The 21,153-nt window shown below is 36.3% G+C and carries 21 protein-coding genes; 8 read left to right on the top strand and 13 right to left on the bottom strand.

Going from position 1 to position 21,153, the window contains the following annotated elements; all coding sequences use genetic code 11:
* Window positions 1-133: 133 nt before the first annotated feature.
* The 6 genes from HN014_RS02695 to HN014_RS02670 form a co-directional block, all read right to left on the bottom strand.
* Window positions 134-574 carry an N-acetyltransferase gene (locus HN014_RS02695; RefSeq protein WP_176027355.1) on the bottom strand — a complete coding sequence of 147 codons (441 nt, stop codon included), beginning with the start codon at window positions 572-574 and terminating at the stop codon, window positions 134-136.
* Window positions 575-1,101: 527 nt separating this feature from the next.
* Window positions 1,102-1,377 (bottom strand): hypothetical protein, encoded by a 276-nt coding sequence (locus tag HN014_RS02690; RefSeq protein WP_176027354.1) that lies wholly within the window; start codon window positions 1,375-1,377, stop codon window positions 1,102-1,104.
* 115 nt (window positions 1,378-1,492) lie between these two features.
* The gene (locus HN014_RS02685) at window positions 1,493-2,377 is read right to left on the bottom strand and encodes an AraC family transcriptional regulator (RefSeq protein WP_176027353.1); all 885 of its coding nucleotides are present in this window, start codon (window positions 2,375-2,377) and stop codon (window positions 1,493-1,495) included.
* Between the two features lie 485 nt (window positions 2,378-2,862).
* On the bottom strand, window positions 2,863-3,480 hold the full coding sequence (locus HN014_RS02680) for a DUF4230 domain-containing protein (protein WP_176027352.1): 618 nt from the start codon (window positions 3,478-3,480) through the stop codon (window positions 2,863-2,865).
* Window positions 3,481-3,624: 144 nt separating this feature from the next.
* Window positions 3,625-4,158: a DUF4136 domain-containing protein gene (locus HN014_RS02675; RefSeq protein ID WP_176027351.1), complete on the bottom strand. Its 534-nt coding sequence runs from the start codon at window positions 4,156-4,158 to the stop codon at window positions 3,625-3,627.
* A 78-nt stretch (window positions 4,159-4,236) separates the two neighbouring features.
* Window positions 4,237-4,413, bottom strand: coding sequence for a DUF5522 domain-containing protein (locus HN014_RS02670; protein WP_176027350.1), 177 nt, complete (start codon window positions 4,411-4,413; stop codon window positions 4,237-4,239).
* 28 nt (window positions 4,414-4,441) lie between these two features.
* Between HN014_RS02670 and HN014_RS02665 the strand changes: the two genes are divergently transcribed.
* From HN014_RS02665 to HN014_RS02645, 5 genes are read left to right on the top strand one after another with little or no spacing between them, the layout of a single operon-like run.
* Window positions 4,442-4,768, top strand: a complete 327-nt coding sequence (locus HN014_RS02665) for a hypothetical protein (protein WP_176027349.1) — start codon at window positions 4,442-4,444, stop codon at window positions 4,766-4,768.
* Window positions 4,769-4,771: 3 nt separating this feature from the next.
* Window positions 4,772-5,713, top strand: a complete 942-nt coding sequence (locus tag HN014_RS02660; protein WP_176027348.1) for a 1-aminocyclopropane-1-carboxylate deaminase/D-cysteine desulfhydrase — start codon at window positions 4,772-4,774, stop codon at window positions 5,711-5,713.
* Between the two features lie 6 nt (window positions 5,714-5,719).
* A complete protein-coding gene (locus HN014_RS02655; protein WP_176027347.1) occupies window positions 5,720-6,676 on the top strand; it encodes a glucosaminidase domain-containing protein in 957 nt (318 codons plus the stop codon).
* 6 nt (window positions 6,677-6,682) lie between these two features.
* Window positions 6,683-7,969: a glutamate-1-semialdehyde 2,1-aminomutase gene (gene hemL, locus HN014_RS02650; RefSeq protein ID WP_176027346.1), complete on the top strand. Its 1,287-nt coding sequence runs from the start codon at window positions 6,683-6,685 to the stop codon at window positions 7,967-7,969.
* Window positions 7,970-7,971: 2 nt separating this feature from the next.
* Window positions 7,972-8,304 carry a gamma-glutamylcyclotransferase family protein gene (locus HN014_RS02645; RefSeq protein ID WP_176027345.1) on the top strand — a complete coding sequence of 111 codons (333 nt, stop codon included), beginning with the start codon at window positions 7,972-7,974 and terminating at the stop codon, window positions 8,302-8,304.
* Window positions 8,305-8,358: 54 nt separating this feature from the next.
* Here the strand turns inward: HN014_RS02645 and HN014_RS02640 are convergent, their stop codons facing one another.
* Window positions 8,359-9,855 carry a hypothetical protein gene (locus HN014_RS02640; protein WP_176027344.1) on the bottom strand — a complete coding sequence of 499 codons (1,497 nt, stop codon included), beginning with the start codon at window positions 9,853-9,855 and terminating at the stop codon, window positions 8,359-8,361.
* Between the two features lie 171 nt (window positions 9,856-10,026).
* Here HN014_RS02640 and yiaA point away from each other — a divergent pair, with 171 nt between their 5' ends.
* The 3 genes from yiaA (at window position 10,027) to HN014_RS02625 (ending at window position 12,572) form a co-directional block, all read left to right on the top strand.
* Window positions 10,027-10,500, top strand: coding sequence for an inner membrane protein YiaA (yiaA, locus tag HN014_RS02635; protein ID WP_176027343.1), 474 nt, complete (start codon window positions 10,027-10,029; stop codon window positions 10,498-10,500).
* Window positions 10,501-10,600: 100 nt separating this feature from the next.
* Complete coding sequence (locus HN014_RS02630; RefSeq protein ID WP_176027342.1) at window positions 10,601-11,947, top strand: DUF2157 domain-containing protein; 1,347 nt, start codon at window positions 10,601-10,603, stop codon at window positions 11,945-11,947.
* 52 nt (window positions 11,948-11,999) lie between these two features.
* Entirely contained in the window at window positions 12,000-12,572 is a 573-nt protein-coding gene (locus tag HN014_RS02625) for a GDYXXLXY domain-containing protein (RefSeq protein ID WP_176027341.1), read from the top strand.
* A gap of 63 nt (window positions 12,573-12,635) precedes the next feature.
* Here the strand turns inward: HN014_RS02625 and HN014_RS02620 are convergent, their stop codons facing one another.
* The 6 genes from HN014_RS02620 to HN014_RS02595 form a co-directional block, all read right to left on the bottom strand.
* On the bottom strand, window positions 12,636-13,241 hold the full coding sequence (locus HN014_RS02620; RefSeq protein WP_176027340.1) for an SPOR domain-containing protein: 606 nt from the start codon (window positions 13,239-13,241) through the stop codon (window positions 12,636-12,638).
* A 259-nt stretch (window positions 13,242-13,500) separates the two neighbouring features.
* Window positions 13,501-15,708, bottom strand: coding sequence for a TonB-dependent receptor (locus HN014_RS02615; protein ID WP_176027339.1), 2,208 nt, complete (start codon window positions 15,706-15,708; stop codon window positions 13,501-13,503).
* Between the two features lie 57 nt (window positions 15,709-15,765).
* Window positions 15,766-16,977 carry a GTP-binding protein gene (locus HN014_RS02610; RefSeq protein WP_176027338.1) on the bottom strand — a complete coding sequence of 404 codons (1,212 nt, stop codon included), beginning with the start codon at window positions 16,975-16,977 and terminating at the stop codon, window positions 15,766-15,768.
* Window positions 16,978-17,365: 388 nt separating this feature from the next.
* Window positions 17,366-19,054, bottom strand: coding sequence for a lysine--tRNA ligase (gene lysS, locus HN014_RS02605; RefSeq protein WP_176027337.1), 1,689 nt, complete (start codon window positions 19,052-19,054; stop codon window positions 17,366-17,368).
* A 274-nt stretch (window positions 19,055-19,328) separates the two neighbouring features.
* Window positions 19,329-19,805, bottom strand: a complete 477-nt coding sequence (locus HN014_RS02600) for a DUF1573 domain-containing protein (RefSeq protein WP_368660067.1) — start codon at window positions 19,803-19,805, stop codon at window positions 19,329-19,331.
* A gap of 87 nt (window positions 19,806-19,892) precedes the next feature.
* Window positions 19,893-21,056, bottom strand: coding sequence for a hypothetical protein (locus tag HN014_RS02595; RefSeq protein ID WP_176027336.1), 1,164 nt, complete (start codon window positions 21,054-21,056; stop codon window positions 19,893-19,895).
* Window positions 21,057-21,153: the final 97 nt, after the last annotated feature.

Below are 21,153 nucleotides of genomic sequence, written 5' to 3'. Positions count from 1 at the left end.
TACAATAAATGGTTGTTTATTATGGCAGGGGAGATTTAAGGGTCTAGAAATCAAGCCTGCCGCCAGAAAAAGGTTGTGTGAAAACAGCCTTTTTCTTTTTTGTAAAGTTTGTGTTCAACTACAAAGTACAATGTTATTCAACCTGTACAGGAAGTTCCATATGAAATTCATTGGCATCTTCCCCTGTAATTCGAAAACCGAATCGTTGATATAACGCTTGGGCAGGGTTTGACTTAAGTACCGTCAGTTTTATTTGTTTTTTCTTCTGTGCCGATTGTTGTTTTAAAAAAGATAGTACTTTTCTTCCAATACCTTTTCCTTGAAGATCAGGGGTTATTTGTAGCTGGAGGAGTTGTATTTCTTTTTTAGTTTCACAATATTTTACAAGCCCTATCGGACCTGTTTTAAAGAGAATGATATAGGCAACTTCAAAATGAAAACGTATCCGATTCAGATGCTGTTCTTCTGATAAGAAGAGGTGTTGATTTTCTAAATGAGGAACCATTGTTTCTTTTCTGAGGTTCAGTAAAAAATCAATATCTGCTTCTGTCGCTTTTCTATATGAAATCTCCATGTAATATAATAAGTCTGTAAAATACGATGAATTCTACAATTTTTTTAAAAAGAAGACCTTTCTTTTCCGAAAGGTCTTCTTGAACTACGACAAATCCAAGATAAACTTAAACAAAGTGCATCAGATTACGAATTATGACCTAATAAGAATTCTTTAATCGGATAGTTCCCTGTCGGGATCATGTATATGCCATACTTTGGCGCGGGGATTTATACGAATATTATCGTAGCATAAAGGTTTTGGAAAGTAGTAATCTTCCGGAAGTGTATCTTTCCAGTAAAATCCATTATTTCTATTTGTGTGAAGAGAAAGTTTTTTTATCATTGGAATTCATTATCAGTTACTACAAAATCCAAAACCAATTTTTTTTAGAATTTATAGGCTGGAGATCATCGAAGAGTTACTTGCAATTGAAAAATAACCTAATTGATAATTTAGCATATCTCCAGCACCATAAATTCTGTCTGCCCGATACGGTTGAATACCAGGGCAACCACCCGTTGTGTCTTCTTTACGATTGTTATCTGTTACAATAGTAAAATATGGGGCTTATTCCCGACCTTTTTAAGAGTTTGTGTAGAGACCTCGTTACTTATTGCTATCAGCCCATCATTTTTTTTGTAAATAAAATAGGTAGCCCCTTCCAGAGAGAATCTGTTGAGATATTGTTGCATGTTAAATGAAGGAGATAAGCGCGTTGACTCTATTAAAAAGGTCGTATAGTTTATTTGATTGTTATTGGGAAGTATAACGATCACATATAGCAGTGATACCACTATAAGGAATAGTATCTTGTTTTTCATGATTTGTGTTTGTGTTAAAGTAGTTAGCTTTTGAGTTAGCAAGTACAGAAAAAAAACAAAGGAGGGCAATAAAGAGACGTCCTAAAACATGATTATGGACAGCTCATAAATTGATTTAAGACATGTTAACTGTCTCTTTATTAGGGTTTTTTAAGCTTGATACGTAGTCGGAAGGGGAAATACCGACCATTTCTTTAAAGTTTTTATAAAAAGAAGCCCGGGAGTTAAAACCAACCTCATGAGCAATTGCTGCAATACTATATTTCTGATATTTCTCCAACCCTATCAATGTTTTAAACTCTTCAATTCGGTAATAGTTGACATAATTGTTGAAATTTTTATGTTCTACTGTATTAATTGCTTTGGATATTAACCGCTCTGGGATATGGATTTCTTTAGAAAATTTTTTTAGGTTGATAGAGGGATTCAGATAGGATTTGTGTGTTTTGAGATGTGCATCAATAGTCTGGAATATATGTTCTAATTCTTCCTTCTCATCCCCTTCTTTGCTGATTGTTTTCTTATCCGGGGTAGTCATATTGATAATGTTTATTTGTACAAGACTCGCAATAGTAATGTAGTATAAAGATAAAAGAGAGAAAGACTGATAGAGAACAAACATAATGTTGCTCTCTGGAAGAAAGAAAAACCGAATAGTGGTAATGAAATTAAAAACAATACAGATAAAACAAAAAATGGTCAGCCATAACAAGGATTTGTATTTAATGTCTTTGTAGAAATGTGGAAGCTGTATCCTGTGGAGTTTGTTAATTTTGATAATTAAAACACACATAATTAAGATGTAAATAGTAGCAGAAATACTGTAGAGCTCCATAAACTTGATCGCCAGGAGTATTTCATGAAAATCTGGGTTAAAACTTACAATAACACAAAAGATAGAAAATACTAAGAATTCTATTATAGCGGGAATGTAGTGAAGGCGTTCTTTCTCCAGATAGACCCCTGTTGTTCTAATAGCATAAGAGTATAGTAAGGTCATGCTTAGGAAGTTAAGTTTAAGAGGGTTGTAATAAATGGCTGGATGCTTTACTTCCTGAAATATAATAACCTTAAAGGTGTAGATAAAAATGGTAAAAAAGAACATCGCTAAATAACGGTTTATCTTTCTTTTTTTTGAATTGTAAAAAAACAAAATAAACGAAATAAGCAACGATTGTACACAACTGATGATATAGTATGAATATAAAGTATCCATAGGGTAATAGAACTAAAAAACGATAATGTAACCATATAGGAGAGCGAATCCCGATAAGGCGACATTAACAGGGTTATTATAGAAATTAGGTGTTTTTTTACAAGAAAGAAACGGATTTCTGATGGTGCTGATTCATATTTTTTTAGGTTAGTAGTTGATTATCAATATAATTAATAACTCTAAAAAAGAGAAATATTATTAAGAAAATCAATTTTTTTTCACAAAAAATGAATATTTACCATCAAAAAGAAGCGTTTTTTCTTCTCGAGTTACAGCTCCAATAGGGAAGGAATCATTTCTTGATTTGTGATAGGGCTTTTTTGGTATTGCAATGTCCATCCCAGAGAGTTCGTCAGGATATATATTTTTTGAAGTTCACTGATGAGTCGGTTACTAGCGTTTTTGACCAGAGAAGAATGTTTTATCTTCTGCTGAAGCTGTTGGTGGACCTTTTTTCTGATGATATTGTGATCCGATGCAGTAAATTGATTAAAGAAATCCTCTTCTAGATTGTGATAATCGATGGTCGGGTTGATATTAATTTCAGCTTCTGGAATCTCAGTGATAATAACAGTTTTTGTTTCAGGAAGTATTTGGTGTTTGATTTTTTTTAAATCATACGAAATGCTAACAGCCGCATTGACTACAACAATCGCTTTTTTTTCTGCAGTTAGAAAATCCAGGTAGAATTTTTTAGCATCCTTATATGTAATCACCTCAGAAAAGTTTCCTTCGGTAACAATTAATTTACCAACTTGTTGGATTTGATTAAGAATGAGTTCAGAAGAGGCAATTTCTGTTTTTTGTGCATCAGAACGAGTAATAAAATACTGTATACTGATAAAAATAAAAGCAGCAAGAAAGATTCCTAAAAAGAAATTACGCATACGGTCGATTCTGGTTCGGCATTAAAAATACGTAAAAAAATACAGGGGTTTTGATAAATAAAGAAAACTTTATCAGCCGACTAGAAGAAGAGAAATCTTCTTTTTTGAACACAACAGATAAAGTTTTCTGTAAAATTAAAGATGCTATTTGTTGAGCTGAGGAGGGTATTTTTTCATTACCTCAGAAACAATACAGTTAATATTTTCTTGTTTTCTGTCTACATTCTTAGTTAATGCTGCGGTTCCCATTCCCTGCCATACCAATTCTTTCTTTTTGGCATCGATAAGGTCTATATACAATGTTCCTTCTGTAGATCTGGAAACTGTGCTGTAATTAGGTCCCCAGTAAAAAGGAGTCCATCCCCAACCGTATCCCCAGCCAAAATTGTTTTGGTAGATGTTAATATTTTCTTTGGTTTTTGTAAATATACTCACCAGCAAATCCGGGTTTTGAGATTTGACAAATCCCTTGGCAGTCATATCTGCCTCTATAGCCCGTAAAATGCGTTTTTTATCTAAGTCGCTGATCTCAGCTTTGTCAATTCCTGGTTTATAAAAAGCAAAGCTCTTGTAGTTATCAAAATTGGCGTTCTTATCATAATCAGAAGCTACCCGTACACTAGAGCAGGAGCTAAGCATTATAATAAGGATCAGAGAAGCTAATGATGTAAATTTCATAATCCTTAATTTTAAAATGTTCGACAAATTCTTATGAGAAAAAACTCACAAAAACCATACCGATTCTATAAGAGCTACTTATTTCTTGGTATACTGATTTGTTTTTTTGTCATACCCATAGGGGCAATGCCGACACCCACTCTCACAACAGTACCCTCTTCTCAGATGATATTGTTCGGTAAAACACCTATATCCTTCAGGAGTAAGGTAGTAGTCCCCTTCGATAGGTTTTAGATTCTTTTTTAAGCGATTCATCGATACAAAAATACTATATTGCATCCATATGCTAATAATCGTTAATAAATATTTGATCGGAAGGCATTTTGCAGGAATTGTTTTATGGCCATTTATTGTAATAAAAGATTCAACCCTAAAAGAAGACGAAATCTTTATTAATCATGAGAAAATCCATCTGAGACAACAAGTAGAATTACTGGTTGTTCCTTTTTATATTTTATACCTGTCAGAATACCTGATAAGATGGGTACAGTATCGAAATTCAGATAAAGCATATCGCAATATTTCCTTTGAGAGAGAAGCCTATTGTAATGAACATGATCTTTCCTATTTGAAAAACCGAAAAACCTGGAGTTTTATTAAGTACTTATAATTTATGAGTTTATTTTCTGCTTCAAATGTATACGCTCAGAATCAGGAGATCATTCACCCGATATTAGAGAAGCATCAGGTGCGTGTATTCATCAAGCGGGAGGATTTGTTACATAAAGAAGTATCGGGGAATAAATTCAGAAAACTAAAATATAATTTACTGAGAGCAAAAGAAAGAGGAATCAGTACAGTTCTTACTTTTGGAGGCGCATACAGTAATCATATAGCAGCCACAGCCGCTGCGGGTAAGTTGTTAGGAATAAAAACTATAGGGGTTATTCGGGGAGATGAGTTAGGAAAAGATGTTTCAAAAACTTTAAAAGGAAATGAAACGCTGCGATTCGCTTCCATGGCAGGAATGACATTTAATTTTATTAGCCGGTCACAGTATAAAGAAAAAACAACCGAGGAGTTTCTAAACCAATTACAAGCAGTGTATGGGGATTGTTTTATTATTCCTGAAGGAGGAACCAATGCACTGGCTGTCAAAGGGTGCGAAGAAATCCTCAGTGAAGCAGATAAACAACATGATATCGTTTGTTGTGCAGTAGGGACAGGAGGGACCATTTCAGGAATTGTCAATAGTAGTTCTTTAACACAGCAGGTTTTGGGATTTCCCGCATTAAAAGGCGACTTCTTAGCAGAAGAAATAAAAAAATATACCTCAAAAACCAATTGGGAACTCGTTAATGAATATCATTTTGGAGGGTATGGAAAAGTAAATGGAACACTAATTGAGTTTATTAATACGTTTACTAAAGAACAGAAGATTGTATTAGATCCTGTGTATACGGCTAAGATGATTTTTGGGATTTTTGATAAGGTAGAAAAAGGGCATTTTATTAAAAATACTCGTATTTTAGCCATTCATACCGGAGGTCTGCAAGGGATTGCCGGAATGAATAAAAAGTTATTGAAAAAAAAGATGCCCCTGATTGAAATATAATAATACATGAGGAAGATTGTTTTGCTAATAGGAATCACAGTAGCGCTTGTTTCCTGCGGAGGAAGTAAAAAAGCAGTGACCACCAAAAAACCAACCATACCCAAACAAGTAACTAAAGTACCGAATACGAAAAAAGAAGTAGTAGTTCCCAGGGTAGAAAAGAAAGAAACTGCGCCTCCCGCCACCTATAAAGATAAAATTGTGCTGTATATAGCCAACTATGAGGAAATTGCAAGACATGAAATGGAAACCTATGGAATTCCTGCCAGTATCACTTTGGCACAAGGAATACTAGAATCGGGAGCAGGCTATGGAATGTTGACCAAAAGAGCCAATAATCATTTTGGGATTAAATGTCATGATTGGGAAGGGGAGAGCGTTTATCACGATGATGATCGCTTGCAAGAATGTTTCAGGAAATATGACCACGCAGGACAGTCATTCAGAGACCATTCCCTGTTTTTGAAAAACAGAAAGCGTTATGCCAAACTTTTTACATATAAGCAAGATGATTATAAAGCTTGGGCATATGGATTAAAAGCTGCAGGATATGCCACTGATAAAAAATATCCCGTAAAACTGATTAGTATTATAGAGCGATACAACTTAGCTAAGTACGATAGAGAAGTGCTTTCTAAAACAAAATCAAGGGCTGTAAGAAAAGAACCAACAGTCATAAAAGAAGAAGTAGCACCCCCTGTTCCTGTTGTAGAAAAGTCAGAAGAAGAAATACAGGCAACATCCAGAAAAAATAGCCGAATTCAAGTAGATACGAATACAGAGATAGAAACGGAAAAAGGAAAAGTCTATGTAGTAAAAAAAGGAGACACCCTGTATTCGATTTCACGAAAGTACAATATCAAAGTAGCGCAACTTAAAAGTTATAATAATCTTACAGACAATACCATCTCTATCGGACAGGAATTAATAGTCAAACCGGATGGAGATACAAATGAATTTTAATCATCTATGATTTACAAAAGAAGTAGTGCATTATTTGTCGAGGCACAGAAAGTAATACCAGGAGGTGTAAACTCTCCTGTACGAGCATTTAAAGCAGTTGGAGGAGACCCTATCTTTGTCAAAGAAGCCAAAGGAGCTTATCTATATGATGAAGATGGAAATAAGCTGATTGATTATATCAATTCCTGGGGACCTATGATTTTAGGGCATGCGCATCCGGCTGTAGTAGAGGCTGTAGTAGAAAAAGCAAGAAAAGGAACCAGTTTCGGGATGCCTACTGAAATTGAAACCAAAATTGCAGAACTGGCTGTTTCCATGGTACCGAATATTGATAAGATACGATTCGTGAATTCGGGGACAGAAGCCTGTATGAGCGCAGTGCGTCTCGCCAGAGGATATACCAAACGCGATAAGATAATCAAGTTTGCCGGGTGTTATCATGGCCATAGTGATTCTTTTTTAATTCAGGCTGGAAGTGGTGCTGTGACATTCGGGAGCCCGAATAGTCCGGGCGTAACCGAAGGAACAGCCAAAGATACCCTCCTGGCTCGATATAACGACCTGGAGAATGTACGGCAAATTGTCGAAGCAAATGAAGGAGAAATTGCTTGCATCATTATAGAACCGGTAGCAGGAAATATGGGATGTATTCCCCCTCATAGGGGATTTTTAGAAGGGTTGAGAACACTTTGTGATACTCACGGGATTTTATTGATCTTTGATGAGGTAATGACAGGTTTTCGATTGGCAAAAGGAGGAGCGCAAGAACGTTTTGGAATTGCTGCTGATATTGTCACATTTGGAAAAGTAATAGGAGGAGGACTTCCTGTAGGTGCCTTTGCAGCCAGAGAGGAGATTATGAATCATCTGGCACCCTTAGGTCCCGTGTATCAGGCAGGAACATTGAGTGGGAATCCTCTGGCTATGGCAGCAGGTTTAACCATGTTGACATTGCTGGATCAGGAACAGGAAATTTTTGATCGTCTGGAAGAAAAAACAGCCTACCTGCATAAGGGAATAGCTGAGGTATTAGAACGTCATCAAATAATACACACAATTAACAGACTTGGTTCTATGATTTCGGTACACTTTGCCGAAGGGAAGGTTGTCGATTTTGAAACAGCAGCAGCAGCGAATAATGATACTTTCAAAAAGTTTTTCCATGGCTTATTAGAGGAAGGAGTATATATTGCTCCCAGCGCTTTTGAAACCTGGTTTATTACAGATGCATTGAGTTATGAAGACCTTGATGCTACAATACAGGCAATCGAAGTAGTCGCTCAAAAATTATAAGGATGGAAAAATTGTTTTCTTATGGAACCTTGCAATTAGAAAAAGTGCAACTGGATACTTTTGGAAGACGGTTAACTGGTACTAAAGAAGTATTGACTAACTACCGAATAGAAACGGTAAAAATAACAGATGAGGCAGTTATTGCTTCTAGTGGAATAGATGAACATCTGATTCTAAAACATTCCGGGCAAGCTTCTGATACGGTAGAAGGAACCCTGTATGAGATTACAGAAGAAGAGCTAAAGCATGCAGATGCGTACGAAGTAGACGATTATACACGTGTCAAAGTTTCTTTTCGTTCGGGAAAAGAAGGTTGGGTGTATATAGGAGCATAATCTACTCAAAAAATAAAAATCACCGCTGTTGCCTTTGCCTCAGCGGTGATTTTTTTATATCGTATTTTTTCGGGTTGCTATTAGTTGCAAGGTTGTTTCGTATATAGAACGGTGGTCGATCTTAGATCGTAACCAGGCATAAAAACTCATGACAAAAATATCTATCTGCCCGGTATCTTCTAAGGAGAATGAAGCGTTTACCATAGTGCTAAAAGCTTCTGAAGGAATTTTTTCGGGATGCATGTGGATAAAAGTGATCAGTTTTACAAATTCTAAAATATGGTGCTCCTGATGTTTTTTTAAATATGGGAGGTATTTTTTCTTAAAACTGGTAAGTCTGGAAGAGACCAGCTCAATATTAGCTAATTCGATATGTAGTAAAATTTCGATCAAGCTCTTTTTTAAGACCCAAAGAATTCCTGTTTTTTCAATATACCAATGATCACTGTGATAAAACTCCTGAAAAATACGCAGCGCTTTTTTGAGTTCATATTGCTGAAAATAACACACCACCAATGTCAGTTTAATATCGAGAAGATAGACCAACTGATCTTTATATTTCCGTTCGTCAATACACTCCAGTGTTTGGATAGCATCTAGAGGCTTGTCAGTATAATTGAGGGTTAGCCCTCGTAGCAATATATATTGCGGATAAAATCTTTTGTAAAACTTTTTTTGTTGTAGCAGCATCTTTTCATGCATGCTATCCAGATAGGTGAAGGAGCCTGTGAAATTTCTGTTTCTGAAATAGGAATTAGCGACATAATATAGGATTTGTATGTGGTAAAATAAGTGTTTTAACCGGGTTTCTTTTTGAGGAGAAATTTGCTGGTATACTTTTTCTATAAATGGAAGCATCACATGGTGCTGCATGGTTGCATTAGCAGCGATGTTGGAGATTTCCATGATTTTATATAGGGATCTGTAACTCAGTGCATCAGCAGAAAACCCAAATTGTGCCAAACTGTCGATAATTGCCTGAGTAGCATCTTTCTCCCGGGTTTGAAGAATGTTCTGTACCGTAGCATAGAAGATATTCAGACGTTCTTCCTGCTGTAATAACTGTTGATTTTTTGTATAATCGTTTATAATGTCTGATAATAAAACATCCGGTAGATGATGTGCGTGTTGTATCAGGGTGTAATACATTTCATTGAGAATACTGTATTGATCGTGTTGCTGCGCTTTTAGAAGCCCCTTGTTTATTGTTTTAAGACCGGTTTTATATTTTTTTTGTTCAAAAAATATCCTGCTGGCGAGTAATAATTTCAAGGTCTCCATTTCTTCAGAACTTTCTTTGTCAAAACTCTTGGCAGCTATAAAATCAATTAATCGGTCATGAAGTCTTTTGCAGAGGGCGTGATAAGCTCCTTTGGCAGGTTTTCCGTATAAAATAATATCTGGGTTTTTGAGACGCTCGGTAGTATCCAATAACTTGAATAATGCCAGATTTCGTGTGTCGTTTCGTTTGTTCTTCTGTTTTAGATGAGAGATGAAGTTCCGCTTTTCTTCGGGAGAAAGGGTTGCTATGATAGACGAAATCACATTCATTATATCGTAAGTTATTTATTATATAAATACTATAAAATAAGTAATATTTTATTTTTTGTATACTAATATATCATAAGTTTTTTGAATATATGGAATTTATTTATTCATAGGCTAGCCACATCTTTGTACCGATCATTAATAACAAATAAGAATCATCAAAAACAATTAATTATGGAATATAAGTTTAGTAATGATACGACAACAGAAGAGATCGTTAAAGACGAGAATAAAAAAGAAAAAAATGTACAACGACCTACAGGAGCATTTATAGGAGCTTCGTGGGCTGCCTTAGTAACGGGAGTAACCGCCTTTTGTATAGGGTTGTGGAATGCAGATATGATGTTAAATGAGAAAGGATACTATTTTACGATACTGTTATTCGGGCTATTCTCGGTGATTTCGGTACAGAAGAGTGTGAGGGATCGGTTGGAGGGCGTTCCGGTAACAGACATGTATTATGGAATCAGTTGGTTTGCAACCATTATATCAATTTTATTACTAATTATAGGGTTGTGGAATGCAAGTCTGGAACTGAGCGAAAAAGGATTCTATGGAATGGCATTTACACTTAGTATCTTTTCCGGAATTGCAGTACAGAAGAATACCAGAGATAGAAAATACATAGACAATTTAGAAGCGTACTAGTTATTAGAAGAAGGGGGTGGTTTTTATACTACCTCCTTGTTTTGATGATCAGAAAAGATGGCCGTGTGGCTGCGGCTGTCTTTTTTCAAAACGATATAGAATGATGAATACTACATATAAGACAATGGTCAGTGAATTACTCAGAGAGCATGTAATTTCTGACGAGATCGGAGAGAGAATCATACATTATTATACGTCTAAAAAGATGCAGCAAGCTAATAGGGTGTTGACTATTTTTGCTGTTTTTGGATCATTGCTAATAGGAGCAGGTATTATATTGATGTTGGCACATAACTGGGATCAATTTTCAAAAATAACAAAGATAGGACTCTCTTTCGCTCCAATGTTTATAGGATATCTATTAGGCGGGTATATATTACTAAAGAAAAAAGGAATAGCCTGGAAGGAATCTATTGCCATTTTTTTGAGCCTGGCTATAGGAAGCAATATAGCAATACTAAGTCAGGTATATCATATAGAAGGGTCAATAGCCTCTTTTTTAATGGGATGGATACTGATGGTACTTCCTTTGCTATATGTGTTTAATTCGCATTCAGTGATGTTGCTCATCATCGGATTAAATACCTATTACGGAATAGCCTTTGGAAGCTATCGTCCCGAGAGGATCGTACATGCTCCCTGGGCGTATTTAGGGGTATGGATAAGTGTACTGCCATTTTTTATTAAAACGTTACGGCATCAGTTGCAGGAACATATCCGTATAGCATATGGGTGGCTGTTCTCTGTCAGTATGTTGATAACAGCCTGGAATTTCACCTACAATGTAGAAGTCCTTGGCTTTGTTGTGTATATGAGTATGTTTGGTTTATTGTATGCTATAGGGAATCTGGATGTTTTTAGAAAAAATCAGGGGTTCAAAAACGGATCGTTAGCGATAGGGTCAATAGGGACAGTGTTTCTTCTGTTTTTTTTCTCTTTTGAAGGGAGTTGGGAGATGTTTTTAGATACTCACATACTCACTGACAGAAAAAAATGGAATGAAATAGTACATACACGAGAATTTACTGTCATAAGTATCTATAGTGTATTAGGGATTCTTATTGCTGGAATTCAGTTAGTAAAAAAAGGAATCTCGAATATGAGCGTTTTGCATCCTGCTTGCATTCTATTTATAGGAGCATTGGGATATACATTGTATACGGGGAATACCCCCATCATATTGATTAACGGATATTTGTTACTACTGGGAGGATACTTTATAAAAAAAGGAATAGATCAGTATAAATTGGGAATAGCAAATTACGGATTGTTGATTATTAGTAGCTTAATTATATGTCGCTTTTTTGATATAGAAATGACATTTATCCTCAGGGGTGTTGTGTTTATCACGATAGGAATTATTTTGTTCATTACGAATTATTTGCTGCACATCAGGCAAAAGAAAAGAATAGAGAGGTTACAGGAAGATCACCAATCAAGTGAATAAGGAGGAGAAAATCCCTCCATATTGTATGTATTTTTATTAAAAAGATTAAAAAATGAAAACTAGTTATGTAATTATTGGATTTGTTAGTACCGCCCTGTTGCAACTGACCATGTCGGCACGGATCATTTGGAAACAGGAAAGAGTATTGGTTACAGGAACAGCTTATAAATTTAAAACAGCCCCTATAGATCCGGTGGATCCTTTTCGGGGTAATTATATCACATTGCGATTCGATGAAAACACTTTTTTTATAAAAAATCACAAGTATAAAAGAGGGGATAAAGTCAGATTATCTTTAAAACAAGATTCGGAAGGGTTTGCTATGGTAACAGCGATTGGTAAGGAAGATCAACCGGTAACACATGATTATATATGGGCAACAGTATCGTATGTGACGGAAGATTTTATTCGATATGATATCCCTTTTAATCGGTTCTATATGGAAGAGGGGAAGGCAAAAGAAGCAGAAATAGCCTATAGGGATACGCATAGATTATGCCCATTAGAGGAGGTATATGCACTGGTGTATGTGAGAGAAGAAACTGCGGTATTGAAGGACGTGTACATTAAAGATATTCCAATAAAAGAATATGTGCTACAGGAAAGAGCCTCCCGTATAAAATAAGGAGATCAAAAAAGGCATAAGATTTCTTATGCCTTTTTTTAGTGTTATATGTACGGTTGCTTTTTAATAAGCTTCTTCTATTTTTACACGCTGATTATCCTGATAAGAGGCAATAAATGCATCTCTGAACCCGAGTTTAAGCAATTCCCTTCTGAATTGCTTTGCTTCTTCCAGGGATTCGAAATTTCCTAAGGCATACTTATTATAGTCCCCACTTCTGATTTCTCTAAAATTGGCAAATCCTTCAGAATATAATGATAGGTCCTTATCTACAAAGGCGCCAATCTGTACGGCATACACTAATGCTCCTTCTAAGGATCCGGCAGTCTCAGAAGCGGCTTCTTCATTTTCTTTAGGGCTGAGTGATAAGGTTTTTACATTTTCTTCTAATTCAGCAATCTTATCATTGAGATCTGCCACTGTATTTTCATGTTTTAGCTTGGAGATTGCATTTTCCGGGGTATTGAAATTTAAAAAATAAATAGTTCCGGCAATACCTAATAATGCGATAATTCCAAGAATGATAGTGGCTATTTTAAACTTTTTTGTTTTGTCTTTTTCGTCCCGTATAGCTTTGGTGTGAATGAAGTTGGTCGCTCGTTTTTCTTCCTTGGCTTCATCTATTTGTACTTGTAGGTTAAGTAGTTCTTCGTCGGTTATAAAAGGCATGGTTTTTATGTCTTAGTTGTTTTCAAATATAGAAGTTTATTGCAGTAAGATAAAATTTATTTGGTATTTATCTGAAAATGAGTACATAAAAAATGTTCGTTTTGTTAATGAAAACAAAAAGGAACCGCTTTTTAGTAGTTCCTTTTTATGGAAGATAGTCTAATGATTTTATAGATTCCGATTATTTCCTAACGATACTTTTTGCACTTGCTCTTTGGTCTTTTATTTCAGTTGTTGTGTAGTGTTTTAATGTCCGAACTTAAAAACGCACACTGATAGTTCCTTTTAGGAAAAAGGGAGTTCCGGGGGTGAAATGAATTTCCTCTGTTGCATCAACTTCATTTTGCAAACGGGATTCCGTAGCAAATTGCGTTTCATTCCAGGCGACATCAAAAAGGTTTTGAATTTGTAATCCCACCGTGATATTTTTATACTCATATCCGGCATTGAGATCTGTTACTGTATATCCTTCAGCTACGATAGAGTTGTCTTCATTTGCAGGTCTGTCATCGATAAACCTTAGTTGTGCCCCTCCATAAAATCCGGATTTACTTTTATAATTTAGACCACTTGTTACCGTGAAATCAGGAGCCAAAGGAATAAAATCTTGACCTTCTATTTCTTCTGAAGCTCTGGCATACGTATAATTGGCATCTATGTTAAAGAAAAGCTGATTTACAGGTTCATATCTCAAACTAAAATCAATACCTTGTCGATTAGTTTTGCCACTAGGCTCTACAATTCCCGCATCCCCAACATATACGAATTCTTGTTCTAAAAACAGGTACCAGTATGCTGTGTTTATCAGTAATTTGGGGATAGGTTTCCAAATAAAACCAGTGTCAAATCCGTAAGAAGCGGGTAGAATATCTGTTCCGTTTTGCGCCACTACAACGCGAGTATCATTAGAATGAAACCCTTTTCCTGTTTTAGCATACAGTTGCAAATTGTCGTTGTAATTATAGAAGATATTTAATTTGGGACTTATGATGCTTTCTGTTTGTGATTGAGTTTTATAGCTTGTCTGCAAGGCATCATTGTATTTAAAATTGAAATAATCTAAACGCAGTGCAGGGTTGATCGTCAATTTGTCAAAGGTAACATTAGCATTTACATATGCGCCAAAATTGGTTTCGTTAATAGCCCCAAATTGTATTTGATTCAGCGTTTCTCTTCGGTTTAAAGTATGGGATAATTCATTGTCAGAGCTTTGATCGTTTCGAAGGCTAATCCCTGCCGAGAAACTTCCGTCAATTGTAGTGAAATCTTGTTTGTAGTCACTGTGAAACCCATAGATATTCCGTGTTTCTTTTTGTTTGATTTGATCCCCGTTGACAGGATCATCCAGAAAAAAAGTAAAGTTCGAGAACAGTTCAAAATCATAGGTGTTATAATACACCTTGTTCTGTATCGACGCATTTTCTGAAAGGGTCTTATTATAGGTGACTAATACATTTGTTCGGCTTGTCGAGCCTCCTTCGGTATCATCAATAGCGCCAAAACGCGAAATCAAACCACTGGTGACAGCGCGTTGCGGAATTTGTCCTGATGCGTCCCATGTACTGGTAAAATGTGATATGGTTATTCCGATTTTTTCTGTATCGGTTATAGAATTGGTGTACTTTCCAAAAATGTTTAAGCGATCAAAATTCTGCGAACTATCAAAATAACCATCCGTAAGGATATATTCAGAGGCGATGTATGCACTTTGCTTGTTGTTGTTTAGGAGATTAAACATTCCTAAAAAACGTTGGGTATTAAATTGTCCTATATCTAGTTTTACAATAGAAGAATTTAAGCTGTTTTTTGTTTTAAAGTTGACATACCCTGCTGTATTGAAGTTTCCTTTATCTGCATAATAAGCACCTTTTCCAAAGTCTATTTTATCAACTGTTTCCGGAATTACAAAATGTAGATCGGCATACCCTTGTCCATGAGCATGCGACACCATATTGACCGGTAATCCATCTGCTGTAATGGTAATATCAGTACCGTGATCTATATCAAAACCGCGAAGAAAAATTTGTTCTGCCTTTCCTCCTCCTGCGTGTTGCCCTATAAATAATCCGGGAACTTTCTGCAAAATCTCTTGTGATGAATTTACAGGATTGGCTTGTATATCAATAGCAGTAATTACATTCAGTGCATTTAGTTCTTTACGAATCGTTATTTCTTCTAGCGTCACCAGGTTTTCTTCCAGGATAATAGTTGTTGGCTTAAAATCACTAACCACAATTGTTTTCTTTTTGTAGTTTACATGACTAATAACAAGCGTATCTCCAATAGTAACAGGGGCTAACTTAAAAGCACCTTTTTCATTGGTATGGGTGTGATGTTTATCATTTACATTAAAAATATGCGCTTCAGTAACCGGGATGTTATCTCGAGAAACGACTTTTCCTTTTAAAGATTGAGCAAAGGTTTGGTGCATACATAACATGCAAAAAACCGTAATTAGGTGCTTCATTCGAATGATTATTGATTAATTAAAGGGGTGTAATAGTAGCTGTTGTAGTGTTTTATTTCAATATATGGCGGCTCTCTGAACTGACCATTGATCCTCATAGCCCAGTTTCCATTTTAGGGAGGCTAATTCTTCATCGGTAGAAAGACATGCGTTAAGATCAGATATAATTTGTTTTCTATCCATGTTTTGTCCAATAAATACAATTTCATTTTTTCTGTCACCAAAAGTCTTGTCCCAGTTTTCTTCAATTATATCTTGATTTTCAATATATGCTACATATTGGATTCGTTTTTTAACGGGCATACTACTCCACCATACTCCGGCACTATCGGCTTTTAATGATCCGCCAGCCTGTCCCCAAACTAAAGCTTGTTCAGGCCTGGAAGCTAGCCAGAATAAGCCTTTACTTCGGATAATAGTCTCCGGAAATTCTAGTGTAAAATTAAAAAAACGTATTGGGTCAAAAGGCTTTTTTGATTTAAAAATAAAAGAAGATATTCCATATTCTTCAGTCTCAGGAGTATGGCTCGATTTTTCGAGCTCTTCAATCCAACCGGCACTCTGTTCTGCTTCTTCAAAATCGAATAATCCTGTATTGAGAATTGTTTCAGGAGCTACTTTGCTATACGAAGATTCAACGATATGTGCAGAAGGGTTTAATGAATGGATCGCGTCTTTTAAAGTATTGAGATGATCAGCAGTTATTAAGTCCGTTTTATTTAAAATAATGACATTGGCAAATTCAACCTGGTCAGCTAATAAGTCGGCGATTGTTCTATAATCTCCATCTATATTGGTAAGTGATCGATCCATTAATCTTTCTGGACTGCCAAAATCATTGAAGAAATTAAAGGAGTCTACTACTGTAACCATGGTATCGATATAACTGAAGCGAGAGAGGTCAATTCCGTTTTCTTCATCTACAAAAGAAAAAGTCTGGGCAACAGGAACAGGTTCACTAATACCTGTGCTTTCGATTAATAAATAGTCAAATCGATTTTCTTTTGCCAAACGTTCCACTTCGACCATCAAATCTTCACGGAGGGTGCAGCAAATACAACCATTGCTCATTTCTACTAATTTTTCTTCTGTACGCGATAAGATATTTTCGTTTTTTACTAATTCAGCATCTACATTCACTTCACTCATATCATTCACAATGACTGCTACTTTTAGCCCTTCTTTATTGTGTAGAATATGGTTGAGTAAGGTAGTTTTTCCCGCTCCGAGAAAGCCACTTAAAACGGTCACTGGTAATTTATGATTCATCTATTTCTAGTTTAAAAATCACAAATGTAGAAGTATATAACCATAAATGCAACTTAGTTGCATTTGTTTTATCAAAAGTAACATAAAGACATTCTATAGCGTGATAACCCTTATAGTCAAGAAAATGACTCTGATTACGTATAGGGGTGGCCAGAAGCCGATAAGCTTCTTTTGTTGAATAGAAGATGTATTAGAACGGTGTTTTCTATAGAGGTATATTCGCATAGTTATAAGTGGCTTTTGGGCAGTTTGAAGTAAGGTAAAGTTTGTGATAATTTTGCAACCAAAAAAGGAGGATCTATATCATATGCGGGTTGTAATTCGAAACAAAAAAAGGAACTACCGAGAGTAGTTCCTTTTTATAGTATATAGTGTTAGGGACTTTAGATTAGATCATTTCTACAAATAACCCTTCTGCAGTTTTATGTACTTTAGCCACGTTGTTTTTGGTTAACCCTTTAATGGTTTTATCCCATTTTTTATTGCTAAGACCAGATTGTTCTTTTAGTGCATTCAGGTCAATAGGAGAGTTATCTTTTAGAAAGTTAAAGACTAATTTCTCATCATCCGTTAAGGCGATTTGCTTTTTCTCCGGTTTCATCTGTGGGAAGAACAGTACTTCCTGTATCGATTGATTATTGGTTAAGAACATAATCAGGCGATCCATTCCTATTCCCAATCCAGAAGTAGGAGGCATTCCGTATTCCAGTGCGCGTAAGAAGTCGTGATCAATAAACATGGCTTCATCATCGCCTCTGTCGGCTAATTTCAGTTGTGCCTCAAAACGCTCTCTCTGATCGATAGGGTCATTAAGCTCTGAATAGGCATTAGCGATTTCTTTTCCACAAACCATTAGTTCAAAACGCTCTGTCAACTCAGGGTTATCCCGGTGTTCTTTCGTCAATGGACTCATTTCTTTTGGGTAGTCTGTAATAAATGTAGGCTGGATATAATTTCCTTCACATTTTTCTCCAAAGATCTCATCGATCAGCTTTCCTTTCCCCATAGAATCATCTACTTCGATACCCATTTCTTTTGCTGCTTCTCTCAGCTCTTCTTCTGTTTTTCCATTTATGTCAAAACCGGTAAAGTGCTTAATAGAATCTGCCATCGTTACTCGGGCATATGGTGCTTTAAAATCAATCTTATGTTCCCCAAAAGTAGCTGCTGTCGTTCCGTTTACAGCAATTGCACAGTACTCCAATAGTTGCTCTGTAAACTCCATCATCCAGTTGTAGTCTTTATAAGCTACATAGATTTCCATGGCAGTAAACTCCGGGTTATGAGTTCGGTCCATTCCTTCATTTCTAAAGTTTTTAGAAAACTCATATACTCCGTCAAATCCCCCGACAATCAATCGCTTTAGGTACAACTCATTTGCAATTCGCATATATAGCGGGATGTCCAGTGAGTTGTGATGGGTAATAAAAGGTCGTGCTGCAGCCCCTCCCGGAATAGGTTGTAAGATAGGGGTTTCTACCTCAAAATATTCCCGTTCATTAAAGAAGGTACGCATTGCATTAAAAAGCTTGGTTCTTTTGACAAAAATTTCTTTGATATGAGGATTTACTGCCAGGTCTGCATATCGCTGACGATATCTTAATTCCGGATCATTAAATTCATCATAGGTATTCCCATCTTTATCCGTTTTAGGCAGTGGAAGCGGTTTTAGCGACTTACTGAGCAAGGTGAAGTTTTTAACCAATACGGTCTGCTCTCCAACTTGTGTAAGAAACAGCTCCCCTTCAATTCCGATAAAATCTCCAATATCAAGCAGTTTTTTATAAACTTCATTATACTGTGTTTTATCTTCATCAGTACAGATTTCATCTCGATTAAAATACACCTGTATACGACCATCAGAATCTTGTAGCTCTGCAAAAGAAGCTTTTCCCTGAATACGTCTGGACATTAATCGACCGGCGATGACTACCTTTTTACCTTCCTTAAACTCCTGTTTTATAGATTTGGAAGTATGATCAACAGCGAACATTGCCGCTGGATAAGGGTTGATACCTAGATTACGAAGCGCATTTAGTTTTTCTCTTCTTACGAGTTCTTGTTCTGATAATTGCATATTGCATCATTTTTAAGCTACAAAAGTATACTATTTAGAGAATTTAAAGAAAAGCCAGCCTAAAAACTTTTAGGGAATCAGAGGATTTAAATTAATATAGAACACCTTCTTTTTTAGGAAGGTATTTTTGGGGACTTCTCTGCTTGAATTTTTCAACAAAACAGTACAGTAGCTATTCGCTCAAACCTGAACCAAAACCGTATTTTTATCAAAAAAACAAGGAGGCATCAAATGCCTCCTTGTTTCATAAGTAACCTTAGCTTTCTCGTGCGGGTTATTTACTAATAGGGGTACCGGTAGAGGTAGCCGTTTTTGGAGTGACCATTGCTTTGATTTTCAGGATTTCTTTTCCCTTTTTGGTATTGGCTGTAATGGTTACCTGCTTGTTTTGCAGATTGGGCTTTCCGTTAGAATTAAAAGCCACCAACATACTCCCTGTAGCTCCCGGAGCAATAGGATCTCTGGACCATTTAGAAACGGTACATCCACAACTTCCTTTGGCGTTCGTGATGACCAATGGAGCATTTCCAGTATTGGTAAATGTAAAGGTATGTTCTACAATTTCCCCTTCTGTGATGGTTCCAAAATCATAATTCGTTTCAGAAAAACTCATTACAGGAGCACTGACTGTCACTTCTTTGGCAGTTAGCGCAGGAGCTTCTGGAGTTTCTGTCGCACTGGCATTGTTAATACAGGAAAATAAGGACAATACAAATAGTCCGCTCATAAATACAATAGCTTTTTTCATCATGTTCAATTATTTAGGTTATTAAAAAATTAGGGCAGTCATTGGTCTTATAAGGACGCTGATACTGCGGTTATTTGTTCTAATATGGGGTTATTGTATAGGCGCGATAAGCGCTGAAATACGGGTGTTAAAATTTTTTTGGGTGATTCCTGTCGCTTTTTTTAATGCAGGGAAATAGGCTTCTTTTTTCTTTCCGCAATTGAGTAATGGCACTACGGCGGGGAATCCTTCTTCCTTCTTTATTTTCTGGACAAGCAAAGCATTGATCATATAATCTACCCGTAAGGGTTTTTTCGTTTCATCACCGAAATCTCTTCCTTCTTTATAGAGTGCAAGCCAGTCAGGATTCGGAGTGATTGCTATAAAAGTTTTGAATTTCTGTAGAATCTCTTCCCAACTATATCCCCAACTGCCACCAAATAAGAAGGCACATCCTTCATCCACAGCTTTATGAATGCGATCAGCAGGGAATACGCGTCGTGCCCGGCTGTGCCATAGGTCATGCGGGTCAAAACTCCGATCTGTAGCAGCGAGGTATCCGTCGATAACCAAATGATGCCCATTTTCGGTAGCAGTAACTGTGTTATAGCGATACCCATTATAGTCTGCTTTATAATCGACTCCCATTAATCGCAGTACCTCATTAAAATTTTTGGCACAATACAGCGTTGTAGGGGTTTGCGTATCACTGTTCAGAATCTGATCATAGGCTTTGGCTTGTGCGGTATATGCCATGGCTTCTTCGAGTACCGCTTCATTTTGGTAGTGATAGGTATATGATTCGTGTTTTTTGATTTTCCATAAAGTGGTATTAGATACCAGCGGAGAATAAAAATAAAACCGATCTGGTTGTTCTTCTGCCAGTAGACTAAAGACTGCCCGTAATACGGGTGTCTCTTTATGAGTTCCGACATAAGAAAACTGCAATAAATAAGTAGTCGCATCTATAAGAATGATATTATTGACATAACAATGGTAAAATGCATCCTGTTCGAATCGACGGCTTTTTTCGATGTGCTTTAGTTCATCAAGCAAGGCAGAAGTAGCCAGTAAATGCGAAGGAGATATATAACTGTTTTCTCTGTTTGGTTTTTCTTTTAGACTGAGAAAAGCTTCAAAAGAATGTAACAGTTTATGAGTGCGAATAGAATCTTTAGGGAGTCGGGTACTGGGGGCAATATGAACAGTTACTTGCGCATAAGCGGTCAATAGACTACCGGTAAAAAAGAGAATAAATAGAAAAGTTCTACACATAGAGCTTGGTTTTGAATTGTGAGATCAAAAATCAAAACATCCATGCATAATCCCAATAAAATCCGGTTTGAAAAGAGGACTAGACCCGGGTTGGAAT

The sequence above is a fragment of the Aquimarina sp. TRL1 genome (genome assembly GCF_013365535.1).
In the GTDB taxonomy this organism is placed as follows: domain Bacteria; phylum Bacteroidota; class Bacteroidia; order Flavobacteriales; family Flavobacteriaceae; genus Aquimarina; species Aquimarina hainanensis.
This window is presented reverse-complemented; position numbering and strand designations above follow the sequence as displayed.

Coding starts and splice junctions, on each gene's coding strand:
- HN014_RS02675 (WP_176027351.1), bottom strand. CDS start 4,158: ATGAAATTTACATCATTAGCTTCTCTGATCCTTATTATAATGCTTAGC.
- HN014_RS02600 (WP_368660067.1), bottom strand. CDS start 19,805: ATGATGAAAAAAGCTATTGTATTTATGAGCGGACTATTTGTATTGTCC.
- HN014_RS02630 (WP_176027342.1), top strand. CDS start 10,601: ATGATGAATACTACATATAAGACAATGGTCAGTGAATTACTCAGAGAG.
- HN014_RS02680 (WP_176027352.1), bottom strand. CDS start 3,480: ATGCGTAATTTCTTTTTAGGAATCTTTCTTGCTGCTTTTATTTTTATC.
- HN014_RS02620 (WP_176027340.1), bottom strand. CDS start 13,241: ATGCCTTTTATAACCGACGAAGAACTACTTAACCTACAAGTACAAATA.
- HN014_RS02665 (WP_176027349.1), top strand. CDS start 4,442: ATGCTAATAATCGTTAATAAATATTTGATCGGAAGGCATTTTGCAGGA.
- HN014_RS02660 (WP_176027348.1), top strand. CDS start 4,772: ATGAGTTTATTTTCTGCTTCAAATGTATACGCTCAGAATCAGGAGATC.
- lysS (WP_176027337.1), bottom strand. CDS start 19,054: ATGCAATTATCAGAACAAGAACTCGTAAGAAGAGAAAAACTAAATGCG.
- HN014_RS02625 (WP_176027341.1), top strand. CDS start 12,000: ATGAAAACTAGTTATGTAATTATTGGATTTGTTAGTACCGCCCTGTTG.
- yiaA (WP_176027343.1), top strand. CDS start 10,027: ATGGAATATAAGTTTAGTAATGATACGACAACAGAAGAGATCGTTAAA.
- HN014_RS02690 (WP_176027354.1), bottom strand. CDS start 1,377: ATGAAAAACAAGATACTATTCCTTATAGTGGTATCACTGCTATATGTG.
- HN014_RS02640 (WP_176027344.1), bottom strand. CDS start 9,855: ATGAATGTGATTTCGTCTATCATAGCAACCCTTTCTCCCGAAGAAAAG.
- hemL (WP_176027346.1), top strand. CDS start 6,683: ATGATTTACAAAAGAAGTAGTGCATTATTTGTCGAGGCACAGAAAGTA.
- HN014_RS02615 (WP_176027339.1), bottom strand. CDS start 15,708: ATGAAGCACCTAATTACGGTTTTTTGCATGTTATGTATGCACCAAACC.
- HN014_RS02695 (WP_176027355.1), bottom strand. CDS start 574: ATGGAGATTTCATATAGAAAAGCGACAGAAGCAGATATTGATTTTTTA.
- HN014_RS02670 (WP_176027350.1), bottom strand. CDS start 4,413: ATGAATCGCTTAAAAAAGAATCTAAAACCTATCGAAGGGGACTACTAC.
- HN014_RS02685 (WP_176027353.1), bottom strand. CDS start 2,377: ATGACCTTACTATACTCTTATGCTATTAGAACAACAGGGGTCTATCTG.
- HN014_RS02610 (WP_176027338.1), bottom strand. CDS start 16,977: ATGAATCATAAATTACCAGTGACCGTTTTAAGTGGCTTTCTCGGAGCG.
- HN014_RS02645 (WP_176027345.1), top strand. CDS start 7,972: ATGGAAAAATTGTTTTCTTATGGAACCTTGCAATTAGAAAAAGTGCAA.
- HN014_RS02595 (WP_176027336.1), bottom strand. CDS start 21,056: ATGTGTAGAACTTTTCTATTTATTCTCTTTTTTACCGGTAGTCTATTG.
- HN014_RS02655 (WP_176027347.1), top strand. CDS start 5,720: ATGAGGAAGATTGTTTTGCTAATAGGAATCACAGTAGCGCTTGTTTCC.